This window comes from Actinoplanes couchii, assembly GCF_016862075.1.
Classification (GTDB): domain Bacteria; phylum Actinomycetota; class Actinomycetes; order Mycobacteriales; family Micromonosporaceae; genus Actinoplanes; species Actinoplanes couchii.
This window is the reverse complement of the sequence record NZ_BOMG01000041.1, coordinates 81017-93533: the sequence shown is the minus strand read 5'-3', so window position 1 is coordinate 93533 and position 12517 is coordinate 81017. Positions and strand designations below refer to the sequence as shown.

The following is a 12517-nucleotide window of genomic DNA, read 5'->3' as shown; positions in this document are numbered from 1 at the left end:
ACAGCTCCCGCACCGATTGATCAACTAAGTCGTTTCCCCCTGTGACGGAGGGATGAGGATGCGCGGATTGATCAGGCTCTGGCTGGCGAGCGTCGTGGTGTTCGGGGCGGTGATGACGGCCAGCCCGGCCCATGCGGAGGCACTCTGCTGGATCTAGCATGGGCCGATGACGTGGCCTGGGGAGCCGGTGATCTACGAGATCGGCACGTTGCCGTGGCTGGCCGGGCTGAGTGAGCGCTTCGGCCGCCCGGTGACGCTCGGCGACGTGCCCGGCGAGGTGTGGGACGAGATCGCCGCGCCCGGGCTCGACGCCGTCTGGCTGATGGGTGTCTGGGAGCGCAGCCCCATCGGCCTGACCATCGCCCGGGCCGTCTGGGACGTGCCGTCCGGCTACACCATCGGCGACGTGACCGCCTCGCCGTACTGTGTGCGCCGCTACCAGGCCGACAAACGGTTCGGCGGGCACCGGGGGCTGGCCACCGCCCGCGCCGAGCTACGCCGCCGCGGCCTCAAACTGATCCTCGACTACGTGCCCAACCACGTCGCCCCGGACCACCCGGCGATCACCGCGTACCCGGACTGGTTCGTCCAGGGTGACAGCACCGAACCCGGCGTCTGGTTCGAGAGCAACGGCCGGATCTTCGCGTACGCCAGGGATCCGTATTTCCCGCCCTGGCCCGATGTCGCCCAGCTGAACGCCTTCGACCCGGGTCTGCGGGAGGCCACCGTGGCCACGCTCACCTGGATCGGCGAGCAGTGCGACGGCATCCGGGTCGACATGGCGATGCTGGTCACCAACGAGATCTTCGAGCGCACCTGGGGTACGTGGGCCGGTCCCGCCCCGGCCACCGAGTTCTGGCCCACGATCCTGGAACGGGTCCGCACCGTGCACCCCGAGCTGATGCTGATCGCCGAGGCGTACTGGGACACCGAATGGACGCTGCAGCAGCAGGGTTTCGACTTCTGCTACGACAAGCGCCTCTACGACCGGCTGCTCCACGAGGACGCCTCCGCGCTGCGTAAACATCTGACCGCCGACCGGGGTTACCAGGAGCGCCTGCTGCGTTTCCTGGAGAACCACGACGAGGAGCGGGCCGCCACCGCCGTCCCCGCCGGCCGGGGCCGTGCCGCCGCCATCGCGATCGCCACCCTGCCCGGCGCCACCCTCTGGCACGACGGCCAGTTCGAGGGCCGCCGCACCCGCCTGCCGCTGCACCTCGGCCGCCGTCTCGACGAGCCCACCGACCCCGAGCTGACCGCGTTCCATCACCGCCTGCTGGCCGCGGCGGCCCGCCTCCGCGGCGGCGAATGGTCCCTGCTGGAGACCGGCGGCCACCGCGACATCCTGGCCTGGACCTGGCGCCGCGGCACGTCCCGCCACGTGGTGGCCCTGAACTTCGGCGCCCACCGTGCGCAGGCCCGTATCCCCCTCCGGTGGCCCGGCCTCTCCGGCCGGACCTGGAACCTGACCGACCTCCTGACCGGCGAGGTCTACCCCCGGGACGGCGACATCCTGGCCCGTGACGGCCTCTACGTGGACCTCCCGCCCTGGTCGGCCCACCTGCTGTCGGTGTAGCGACTCCGGCTACATGGCGGCGTGCCCGTGCCGCCAGTAGCCGATGAAGTCGATGTTGGTCTTCGGGATCCGGCGGTCCTGGACCAGGTGCCGGCGACCGCCGGTGACCAGTGCCGACTCGCCGACCAGGTAGGCCCAGACCGGCCCGGACGGCAACTCGGCGGCCGTCAGGGTCTCCAGCGCGAGAGCCCCGGGCACCGCGTGCGCGCCGGTGCGGGCCACCCACCGCAGGTCGATCCCGCCGGGCTTGCGGAACTCCTGGACGTCGTCGAGGGACGGCACTTCGACGATGGCCACACCGCGGGCGTCGTCCGGCAGCGACTCGCAGATGCCGGCCACCGCGGGCAGCCCGGTCTCGTCGGCGGCCAGCAGGGTCCAGTCGTGGTCGGCCCGCGGGTTGTAGCCGACCCCCTGATCGAGCAGCCCGACCTGATCGCCGGGTTTGGCGTCCAGGGCGAACCGGGTGGCCGGACCGCAGTTCCCGTCGTCGTCCAGGTGCACGACGAAGTCGACGTCGAGCCCGTCCGGCCGGTACGCCCGGACGGTGTAGTTCCGGACGTACGGCCGCTTGGGTTTGGCGGTGGCCAGATACTGCGCGTACCACAGCCCGGACGTGCGGGTGGGCAGCTTGAGCGAGTCCTGCCCGGGGCGGGGCAGGAAGAGCCGGAACCACTGGTCGAAGCCGAGCGGGGTGAACCGGCTCAGCCCGTCGCCGCCCAGGGTCACCCGGACCATGTTGGCCGACACCCGTTCGCTCGTGACCACCTCGAGGAGCAGCACATGGGGATCGACCGGCTTACGGATCTTGAAGTTCGCCATAGTTAGGCTAACCTAACCTAATGCTCCCACGCGGTCCAGAGCCGTGCGTACCGGCCTCCGGCCTGCCGTAACGTCTCGTGGCTGCCCTCCTCGACGACCCGCCCGTGATCCATCACCAGGATCCGGTCGGCGCCCGCCGCCTGGGTCAGCCGGTGCGCCACGATCAGCGTGGTCCGCCCCTCGGTGACCGCCGTCGCGGCCCGGTCCAGATCCCGCGCGCCCGCGCTGCCGGCCTCCGCCGTCGCCTCGTCCAGCACCGCCACCGCCGGGCCGGCCAGCACCAGCCGGGCCAGGGCGAGCTGCTGGGCCTGCGCCGAGGTGAGCCGGTGCCCACCCTCGCCGACCTCGGTGGCCAGACCGTCCGGCAGCGCCCGGAACCAGTCACCGGCCCCGGCCCGCTCCAGCGCCGCCACCATCTCGTCGTCACCGGCGTCCGGCCGGGCCAGCCGCAGATCCGTGGCGAGCGGCCCGGCGAAGACGTGCACCTCCTGGCTGACCAGGGCGATCCGCTGCCGGACCCGTTCCTCGCCGAGGTCGGCCAACGGCACCCCGCCCAGCGCCACGTCCCCGTCGGACGGCGGGATGATCCCGGCCGCGATGGCCGCCAGCGTCGTCTTGCCGGCCCCGCTGGCGCCGACCAGCGCGACCCGCTCACCGGGCGCGACCTTGAGGACGATGTCGGAGAGCACCGCCGGCCCGCCGTCGTAGCGGTGCTCCCGGACCACCACCTCCAGACCGCTGTCGACCGGCTCGGAGGAGACCGGGGGAGTAGCCCGGCCGGGCAGGTTCGCCACCCCGATCAAGCGGGCCAGCGACGCGTTGACCTGGAGGAACGTGTCGGCCTCCATGAGCAGGAAGCCGATCGGGTTGAACAGCCGGTGGAAGTAGAGGGCCGCCGCGGTGGCCGCGCCGACCGACGCCAGGTCGTACCGGACCAGCAGGAATCCGGCGATCAGCACGGCGGCCAGCCCGAAGTACTCGGCCCGGTTCATCCGGGTGCTGAACCGGGTGTACAGCTTGAACACGTCCAGCGACAGGTCCCGGGCCGCCTCGGACCGGTCGGCGATGCGGCCCACCTGGTCGGCCTCGATCCGGTACGCCCGGACCGTCGCCGCCCCGTGCAACGCGCCCGCCATCGCCTGCGACCGTTCCCCGGCCACGATCCGTTCCCGCGTGTAGTACGGCGCCGATTTCGGCAGGTACCACCGCATCGCGAGGGCGTATCCGGGCACCGCGGCCAGCCCGGCCAGCCCGAGCCGCCAGTCCAGCGCGAACAGCCCGCCGGCCGTGAGCACCACCGACAGCAGCGCGTTGACCAGGGCCGGGCCGCCGCCGGTGAGCACGTTCGCCACCACCGCGACGTCGTCACCGGCCCGGGCCACCAGGTCGCCGGTGCCGGTCCGTTCCAGGGTGGCGGTCGGCAGGTGCAGCGCCCGGTCCATCACCCTCTCGCGCAGCCGGGCCACCACGGTCTCGCCGAGCCGGGCCGCGACCGCCGCCCCGGCCGCGGTCAGCAGACCACCCACGACCGAGGCCGCCCCGATCACCAGGGCGTGCCCGATCACCTCGTCCAGCCCGGCCCCGGCGATCACCGCGTCCACCAGCCGGCCCAGCACCCACGGAGCGACGAGCATGCTGGCCGCCGCGCCGATCAGCAGCGCCGCCGCGATCGTGCTGAGCCGGGGCATCCGGGCGAACTCGGCGCCGAAGGCCCGCCAGGTCTCCCGCGGGCCGGCCACCGGAAGGAGCTGATTCATCGCAGGACCGCCGAACGGTAGCGCTCGTCGGAGGCGACGAGCTGATCGTGTGTTCCCTCGGCGACCACCCGGCCGCCGTCCAGCACCGCCACCCGGTGTGCGGCCCGCAGCAGCGCCGGGCTGCTGGTGACCATCAGGGTGGCGCGCCCGGCGCCGTCGCGGGCGCCGGCCAGCCGGTCCGCGATCAGGCCCTCGGTCACCGCGTCGACGGCTGTCGTCGGGTCGTGCAGCACCAGCACCGGCGGGTCGGTGGCCAGCGCCCGGGCCAGGGCGAGCCGTTGCCGCTGCCCGCCGGACAGGTTGGCGCCGCGTTCCACCAGGTCCTGGTCGAGCGGCACCTCCTCGGCGGCGGCGTTGGCGACCGCGGCCGACACCACCGCGTCGTCCAGTTCGCCGCGCAGCGTGATGTTGGCCCGGACGGTTCCGGCGAAGAGTGTCACGTCGTGCCGTTCCACCAGCACCACCTGGCGGGCGGTGTCCAGGGCCAGGTCCTCCAGCGGCACGCCGTCGATGCGGACCGTGCCCCGGTAGTCGTCCCGGGACACCCCGCCGGTCAGCAGCGTGAGCAGTTCGTCGGCCTCGCGCGGGGATCCGGCCAGTACGGCCAGGATCTCGCCGTCGTGCAGGCGCAGGGTCAGGCCGTCGAGTTCGCCGTACCCCACCTGATCGATCTCGACCCGGGCCGGGCCCGGCGCCGGAACGCCCGCGGTGCCCGGTTCGACCCGGGGTTTCGCGTCCAGCACCCGGGTGACCCGGCCGGCCGACGCCCGCGCGGTGGCCAGCAGCTGCACGCAGAAGCCGAGCGTCTGCACCGGCTCGGCGATGAACTGGGCCAGTCCGACCACCGCCACCAGCTCGCCGACGGTGATCCGGCCCTGGATCGCGAACCAGCCGGCGAACCCGGCGACCGTCGCGAGCAGCAGCCCGTTCACCGCGGTGGTCAGGCCCAGGTGCACCCCCTTGGTGGTGGCCGCGCGCAGCGTGTCGGTCAGGGCCCGGCCGCTGGCGCCGGCGTACCGCCCGGCCGCGTGGTGCTGGGCCCCCAGCCCGCGCAGCACCCGCAGGCCGGAGAGCAGGTCGACGGCCAGGGCGGTGGTGGCGGCCAGGGCCGCCTGCTGGGCCTCGCTGCGCCGGGTCATCAGCGGCGCCAGCGACTGCAGACCCAGGACCACCAGCGGTACGCCGAGCAGCACCCCGATCCCGAGCAGCGGTTCCACCACGATCAGCGCGACCGCCGAGACGACCAGCGCGGTGCATGCGGCGGCGATGAACGCGACCGCCCGGACCGCCTGCACGGCCTGTTCGGTGTCCGAGGCGACCACCGACAGCAACTCCCCGTCGCGCATCCCGGACCGCTGGCCGCGCGGGTCCAGCGCCCGGCCGGCGATCTCCACCCGCAGCAGGTGGGCCTCGCGTTCGACCGCCTCGTTGCCGATCCGGGAGCCGAACCGCCAGGCCATCGCGAGGATCGTGAACAGCCCGGCCAGCAGGGCCAGTGAGATCAGCAGCGCCGGGGTGTCCGAGGTGGCCACCGCCCGGTCGATGATCAGGCCGATCGCGACCGGGACCATGGCCTCGGCGGTCTGGTGCAGGCAGACCAGCGCCACGCTGGCGGTGATGCGGCCCCGCTGGCGGCGCAGGGCTCTACTCAGAACAGTCACTTCCGGCCCTTCCCCACAGTGAGTGAGGTCAGGCTAACCTAACCGGAATCAGCTGTTGGAGAAGGTCTTGACCAGCGAGATCACGGCCGGGCCGATGATCACCACGAAGATCGCCGGGAACATGCAGAACAGGATCGGGAAGAGCATCTTCACCGGCACCTGCTGTGCCGCCTCCTCGGCCCGCTGACGGCGCCGGATCCGCTGGTCGGCGGCGTGCTCACGGAGGATCGGGGCCACCGAGATGCCCAGTTCGCCGGCCTGGACCAGTGCGGTCACCAGGCGTTTGAGGTCCCGTACCGTGGTGCGGTTGGACAGGTCCCGCAGGGCCTCGGACCGGGCCACGCCCAGCCGCATCTCCTGCAGCGCGCGGTGCAGCTCGTCGGCGATCGGGCCACGGGTGCTCCGGGCCACCTGATCCATCGCCGAGTCCAGGCCGAGACCCGCCTCCACCCCGATGACCAGCACGTCCATCACGTCCGGCAGGGCCCGCTGGATGGCCTCCTGCCGTTTGATGGACGCGTTGTAGATCAGGATGAGCGGCAGCGCGTAACCGAGGACCACCCCGATACCGGCGCCGACGATCGCCCCGGGCTCGCCCTTGAAGGTGTTGCCGACCCCGGACATCAGCAGCGCCAGCACCACCATCGCGATCGGCCGGAGCCGGATCACCCGCTGGACGGGCCAGGCGACCGGGTTGCCGGCGAGTTCCAGCATCCGGTGCAGCCGGACCCGGTCGCCGGGCGGGCTGAGCAGGATGCCGATCCGTTCGGCGAGGTTCAGCACCGCCTGGCCGAGCGGTGACACCTGGCGGTTGACGTGGCTGCCGTCGGACCGGCCGGTGAAGACCGCCAGGGTCCGCATGATCCGGTCGCGGCGCAGTTCGGGCAGCGTCGAGGCGACCGCGACCAGGGCGATCGCGCCCATCAGCGCGGCCACGGCGATGATGATCAGCAGGACGCCACCCACGTCAGACCTCCACCCGTACGACCGACCGCAGCCAGAGCCCGCCCAGTCCCATGCCGGTGAGCGCGACGACCAGCAGCAGGATGCCGATCGGTTCGGTGAACAGCGGCTTCAGATAGCCCGGCTGGGTGAGCTGGATGGCCAGGGCGGTCAGTGGCGGCATACCGGTCAGCACGTACGCCGAGATCCGGCCCTCACCGGACAGCGCCCGCACGTGCCGCTTGATGTAGGAGCGCTCGCGCATCGTGTCGGAGGTGGTCTGCATGACGTCGACCAGGCTGCCGCCCACCTCGCGCTGCAGCCGCAGGGCCATCACCAGCCAGGACATCTCGTTGCTGTGCATCCGTTCGCCGACCCGTTCCAGGGCGTCCTCGAAGCTGCCGCCGATCCGCGTCTCGGCCAGGGCCCGGCGCAGTTCGGTGGCGACCGGCCCGCCGTCGTCGCGGACCGCCGCCTCGACCGACTGGTTCAGGGTGAAGCCGGCCCGCAGCGAGCTGGTCATCAGGTTGAGGGCGCCGGGCAGGTCGTCGCCGAACTGCCGTTCCCGCCGGCTGACCCGGAAACTGAGGACGAAGCTGCAGATCAGGTAGCCGCCGATCAGGCCGAACAGGATCGCGAACAGTGGCGGCAGCAGGAACAGGAACACCACCAGTGCGCCGATCATGGTGGCGAACCGGACGGCCAGGTACTCGGTCGGCTTCATCGCGCCACCGAGCCGGTCCAGCATCGGCTCGTCCCGCGCGGCCAGGCGGACCATCAGCGGCATGGTGTCGAGCTGTTCGCCGGCCGAGACCAGCAGGCGCCGCAGCAGGGGATCGTCCTGGGTGACGGTCCGGACCCGGAAGCGCCGGAGCACGGAGAGGCGGCGCTGGATCGGGGTCTTCCCGAAGATCAGATCCAGCACCACGTATCCGAAGCCGAAGATGGTCGCGGTGACCAGCAGCGCGACCAGGATCAATGTCACCATCCGCGGCCTGCGAAGAGGTTCTGGTTGAGCGTCACCCCGTACGGTACGAGCGCGTCGGCGAAGTTCGGCCGGATCCCGGTCGGTTTCAGCTGGCCTCCGCGGGCGTCCGGGGCGTACTCGTGCAGGAAGATGTCCTGCAAGGTGATGACGTCACCCTCCATGCCGACCACCTCGGTGATGTGGGTGATCTTGCGAGAGCCGTCCTTGAACCGGTTGACCTGCAGAATCAGGTCGACAGCCGAGGTGATCTGGTCCCGGATCGCGCGGCTCGGCAGATCCATGCCGGCCATCAGGACCATGGTCTCCATCCGCGACAGCGCGTCGCGCGGCGAGTTGGCGTGCAGGGTGGTCAGCGACCCGTCGTGGCCGGTGTTCATGGCCTGCAGCATGTCCAGGGCGGCGCTGTCCCGGACCTCACCGACGACGATCCGGTCGGGGCGCATCCGCAGCGCGTTCTTGACCAGGTCGCGGGCGGTGATGGTGCCCCGGCCCTCGGAGTTCGCCGGCCGGGACTCGAGCCGGACCACATGGTCCTGGACCAGCTGCAGTTCGGCGGCGTCCTCGATGGTGACGATCCGCTCGTCGGTCGGCACAAAACTGGAGAGCACGTTGAGGACGGTGGTCTTGCCGGAGCCGGTGCCGCCGCTGACCACGACGTTGCGCCGCCCGCGGACGCAGCCCTCCAGGAACTCGGCCGCGTTCCGGGTCAGTGTCCCGTAGTTGAGCAGGTCGGCCACGGTCAGCGGCACCGCCGCGAACTTCCGGATGGTCAGGGTGGACCCGTCCAGCGCGATCGGCGGCACGATCGCGTTGACCCGGCTGCCGTCGGGCAGGCGGGCGTCCACCATCGGACTGGACTCGTCCACCCGCCGGCCGACCCGGGAACAGATCCGGTCGATGATCCGGCGCAGGTGCATCTCGTTGTCGAACTCGGCGGCGACCCGCTCGATCCGGCCGAACCGTTCCACGTAGACGAAGTTCGGCCCGTTGACCATGACCTCGGTGACCGACTGGTCGCGCAGGAGCGACTCGATCGGGCCGTGGCCGAGCACCTCGTCGACGACCTCGCGGACGATCCGGGCCCGGTCGGCGCCGGAGAGCGGGGTCTCCTCCCGGGCCAGCAGTTCGTTGAGCGACTCCCGGACCTTGACGTCCAGTTCCTCGTCGTCCTGGTTCCGGTCGCTGCCGTACAGGGTGGGACCGAGTTCGTCGGCGAGGCGCCGCTGGATCCGTAACCGGACCTCGTTGACCTGGTCGTTCTGCTGTTGCGGGCGGCTGGCCGCGCGGTACCTGTCGGTGCCGGAGGCGTTCCCCCGGTCGGTCGGCGGCTGCCCGGCCGGCTGTTGTTGCTGCGGTTGCTGTTGCTGTTGTTGTTGCTGCTGGGACTGCTGGGCCGCGGCCAGTCGTGCGGACAGGCTCATTTCGCGGGCCTCCTGATGCCGAAGAACTTGCGTTCCTTGACGGGTTCGGTGGTGACACCGGAACACCTGTCGGCCAGTTCCCGGATCGCGCGGCTGACCGGGTGCATCGGGTCGGTCATGGTCAGCGGCTCACCCTGGTTGACCGAGACGGGCACGTCCCGGCTGGACGGCACCTGTACCGCGAACGGCATGCCGACCGCCTCCTCCACGTCCTGCGGAGTGAGGCCGACCTGGGTGTTGGCCCGGTTGAAGACCAGCAGCCGGCGTTCCTTCGGATAGTCGAGCAGGTCGAACATCTCCGAGGTGAGCCGGACGGACTTCAGGGTCGGCAGGTCCGGCGTGACGATCGGGATGAACCAGTCCGACATGTCCAGGGCCGCCAGCACCTGGTCGGTGACCACGGCCGGGGTGTCCACCACGATGTAGTCGTACAGCGGCCGGGCCACGTCCAGCAGTTCCACGATGAACTCGCGGCTGACCCGTTCGCCCTCGGCCGGGCTGGGCGGGGCGAGCAGCGCGTCCAGGCCGGTGCGGTGACTGGAGATGATCGAGCGCAGGCCCGGTTCGTCCAGCCGCCCGCTCATCGACAGCCCACCGGCGATGTTCCGGTCCGGCGACAGCCGCAGCATGATGGCGACGTCCCCGAACTGCAGGTCCAGGTCGATCAGCAGCACCCGCCGCGCGCCACCGGCCAGCGCCACCGCCAGGTTCGCGGCGACCATGCTCCGGCCGCAGCCGCCCTTGCCGGCGAAGAGCGTGATCACCCGGGCGTACGGGGCCTGCTCGGCGGTACCGCGCAGGGTGCTGCTCAGCGCCTTGGAGAGATCGACCGAACGGACCGTGGCGGCCCGCAGACCGTCGTTGTCCGCCTCGTCGACGATCTCCCGGACCCCGGAGCGCAGACACTCCAGCACCACCTGCGGCTCGATGACCCGGCGGATCAGGACCACACCGATCAACGGCCTCTGGAGCCGCTGGTACGCCGTGAACATGAGCGCCTCGCCCAGATCCACCGTCGCGCCCAGGATCACCAGAATGGTCTCCGGGTAGCGCGGCAGATGGGTCTCCAGGTCCGCCATGCTGGTCAGCATCGTGCAGCCGACCTCACGGAACGCCGGTCCGACCTCGGTGCGCCGGGCCTCGTCGGGTTCGACGTAGACATAGAGGCTCATTCAGAACAGCCCCTTCGTGTCGACGCCGTCTCCGGGCGTCACCGTCACCTGGGCCCCGAGCAGGGCCAGGTAGAGCCCGCAGTACTTGGACGCCTGGATCAGCCGCTGGGCGTCCTTCGGGTCGACCGCGAGCGTGACCGTGTACCGGTCGTACTTGCCGGTCGGTGTGGGGGTGGGGCTCTTCTCCGGCTGAGGCGAAGCCGAACCGGACACCATCGGGGCGGGCGCGGTGGTCGGCACCGGCTCCGGCGCCTCCCCGATCACCAGCACCTGGGCCCGGGGCAGCAGCGCGGCGGTCCTCGGCGGGTCATTGTTGGTGCTGTCCGGTTGCAGCGGGCACGTGCCGTAGACGGTGACCTGGTCACCGGCCGCCACGTCGCCGGCCACCTGCGGCGCCACGCTCAGCGCCACGGTCACCGCGAGCATGTCGCTGGGCACCGTCATCCGCCGGGAGGGAGCCGCCGAGGGGAGCGTCGTCTGGAAGAGGGTTCGCAGCAGCAGCTGGGTCTTCTCCAGCGGAGCCACCAGGAGCAGCTCGTCCAGGGCGGAATCCCAGGCCGTGAGCGTCCCCTCGGGGACGGTCTCGGACGGAACCAGGATCCGTTCGGTCAAATTCTTCACGTCCGAGCCCCTGGTCGCCACCGGGATTCGCTCCCGGGCGATCAGGACCCAGACACCCTGCTTGCCCTCGACCGCCCGCTTGTCCGCACCGCGGACGTACGAGATGATCGCCGCCCCGCTGACAATCGCCAGAAGGAGCGCGGCCAGCAGGATCAGCACGCGCCGTCGCATGCCTTCACCTTTGCAGGTAAAGGTCACCCGAACAGGCTAATCACCACGTTTGAGCTGGGGTAACGCAAAAACCGGTGGCACCAGGGTGCCACCGGCAAGGGTGTTGTCGTAGAGCGGGTCAGCCTACGCAGGACATCACGCCCTTGCCGCGCAGGATGAGCGTGCTGGACCCGCCGCTGCGGGTGATCCAGGCCATCACCGGCGTCACGGCGCGGAACTGTCGTTCCACCACCACCGTCGCGTCGGTGCCGGCTATCGCGGAGCCGGCGCAGACCTGGAGTCCGTTGGTCGGATAGTTGAGGACGACACCGGACCCGACGATCGAGGCGATCTTGTTCTTCACGTCGGTGGTGGTGCCGCTCAGCGCACCGAGCCGGGCACCCTCCCGGGCCGCCTGGGTGAGCTGGATGTTCTGTTGCAGGGCCCGTCCCATGTCGATGATCCCGAAGAGGATCAGCAACAGGACCGGCAGCACGATCGCCATCTCGACGATTGCCGCACCGGCCTCGCCCCGGAGTCGCCCGGGGCGAGGCCGGACGGAGTCAGAGCAGCGAGCCGGTGACGCGGCCGAGCAAGCCCTCGATGTTGTCGCTGAGCAGCCCGATCGCCGTGATGAGCGCGGCGGCGATGAGCGCGACAAGAAGGGAGTACTCGACGATCGTGGCACCCTCCTCGGACTTGTGCATGGTGCGCAGGTAGCCGATGAGAAACTTGATCTGCTCCATGGTGTTTCCTCACGTTCCGTGGCCAACCCCCCGTTGGCCTGTGCCCTATGAATCGGAAGAGTTCGTCGGGGCATGAGCCAGCCTCGGTTGCTTAACGGTCACCAGTTGGGGGTCGGCGAGGTCTGGGCCAGGACAGTGCGCAGAGTGCCGGCCAGAACGTCCGCCGTGTACGGTTTTGAGATGAATGGCGAGCCCGCTTTGATCAAGCCACGCTTGATCGCGATCTCCTCAGGGACGCCTGACACGTAAACCACCTTCATGCCCGGCCGGACCGCCGCCGCCGACCGGGAGAGTTCTCCGCCGGAGACGCCCGGCAGTCCCAGATCGGTCAGCAGGACGTCGATGCTGCCGTCGTGGACCCGGCAGGCCATCAGAGCGCTGACCGGATCCTTCGCCGAGAGAACGACGAAGCCCCGCATCTCGAGCATCTGCGCGGTCAGCTCCCGCAGGTCCTCGTCGTCCTCGACCAGCAACACCACTGGCCCCTGCTGTTCAGCGGTTTTCCACATGATCCTCTCCGCCCGGACTCGCATCCACGCTATCGACCGAAGCTCGCGGGCCGTCCCGGAATCGGAAAAGCGGACGTGACCACCGTCTCAGTCGATCGGGAATGATCGATGCCCGGCGGCGGTTGTGCGGGGCAGTCCTTCAAAATTGAAAGAAG

At 70.7% G+C, this 12517-nt stretch carries 12 protein-coding genes; 1 reads left to right on the top strand and 11 read right to left on the bottom strand.

Annotation, left to right across the window (positions count from 1 at the left end):
- Positions 1-166 precede the first annotated feature (166 nt).
- Positions 167-1576 carry an alpha-amylase family glycosyl hydrolase gene (locus Aco03nite_RS14465; RefSeq protein WP_203795596.1) on the top strand — a complete coding sequence of 470 codons (1410 nt, stop codon included), beginning with the start codon at positions 167-169 and terminating at the stop codon, positions 1574-1576.
- A gap of 9 nt (positions 1577-1585) precedes the next feature.
- Here the strand turns inward: Aco03nite_RS14465 and Aco03nite_RS14460 are convergent, their stop codons facing one another.
- The 11 genes from Aco03nite_RS14460 to Aco03nite_RS14410 form a co-directional block, all read right to left on the bottom strand.
- The gene (locus tag Aco03nite_RS14460; RefSeq protein WP_203795595.1) at positions 1586-2395 is read right to left on the bottom strand and encodes a siderophore-interacting protein; all 810 of its coding nucleotides are present in this window, start codon (positions 2393-2395) and stop codon (positions 1586-1588) included.
- Positions 2396-2412: 17 nt separating this feature from the next.
- Positions 2413-4152 (bottom strand): ABC transporter ATP-binding protein, encoded by a 1740-nt coding sequence (locus Aco03nite_RS14455; RefSeq protein WP_203795594.1) that lies wholly within the window; start codon positions 4150-4152, stop codon positions 2413-2415.
- Positions 4149-5813, bottom strand: a complete 1665-nt coding sequence (locus tag Aco03nite_RS14450) for an ABC transporter ATP-binding protein (RefSeq protein WP_239145159.1) — start codon at positions 5811-5813, stop codon at positions 4149-4151. Before Aco03nite_RS14450 ends, Aco03nite_RS14455 begins: the two co-directional genes overlap by 4 nt.
- Before the next feature lie 48 nt (positions 5814-5861).
- Entirely contained in the window at positions 5862-6779 is a 918-nt protein-coding gene (locus Aco03nite_RS14445) for a type II secretion system F family protein (protein WP_203795593.1), read from the bottom strand.
- A gap of 1 nt (position 6780) precedes the next feature.
- A complete protein-coding gene (locus Aco03nite_RS14440) occupies positions 6781-7743 on the bottom strand; it encodes a type II secretion system F family protein (RefSeq protein WP_203795592.1) in 963 nt (320 codons plus the stop codon).
- A complete protein-coding gene (locus Aco03nite_RS14435; protein WP_203795591.1) occupies positions 7737-9164 on the bottom strand; it encodes a TadA family conjugal transfer-associated ATPase in 1428 nt (475 codons plus the stop codon). The genes Aco03nite_RS14440 and Aco03nite_RS14435 overlap by 7 nt, the downstream gene beginning before the upstream one ends.
- On the bottom strand, positions 9161-10336 hold the full coding sequence (locus Aco03nite_RS14430; protein ID WP_203795590.1) for a CpaE/TadZ family protein: 1176 nt from the start codon (positions 10334-10336) through the stop codon (positions 9161-9163). The genes Aco03nite_RS14435 and Aco03nite_RS14430 overlap by 4 nt, the downstream gene beginning before the upstream one ends.
- On the bottom strand, positions 10337-11128 hold the full coding sequence (locus Aco03nite_RS14425) for an RcpC/CpaB family pilus assembly protein (protein WP_203795589.1): 792 nt from the start codon (positions 11126-11128) through the stop codon (positions 10337-10339).
- 118 nt (positions 11129-11246) lie between these two features.
- Positions 11247-11621, bottom strand: coding sequence for a TadE/TadG family type IV pilus assembly protein (locus Aco03nite_RS14420; protein ID WP_275415869.1), 375 nt, complete (start codon positions 11619-11621; stop codon positions 11247-11249).
- 49 nt (positions 11622-11670) lie between these two features.
- Positions 11671-11853 carry a Flp family type IVb pilin gene (locus Aco03nite_RS14415; RefSeq protein WP_203795587.1) on the bottom strand — a complete coding sequence of 61 codons (183 nt, stop codon included), beginning with the start codon at positions 11851-11853 and terminating at the stop codon, positions 11671-11673.
- A gap of 98 nt (positions 11854-11951) precedes the next feature.
- Positions 11952-12362 carry a response regulator gene (locus Aco03nite_RS14410; protein ID WP_203795586.1) on the bottom strand — a complete coding sequence of 137 codons (411 nt, stop codon included), beginning with the start codon at positions 12360-12362 and terminating at the stop codon, positions 11952-11954.
- Positions 12363-12517 lie beyond the last annotated feature (155 nt).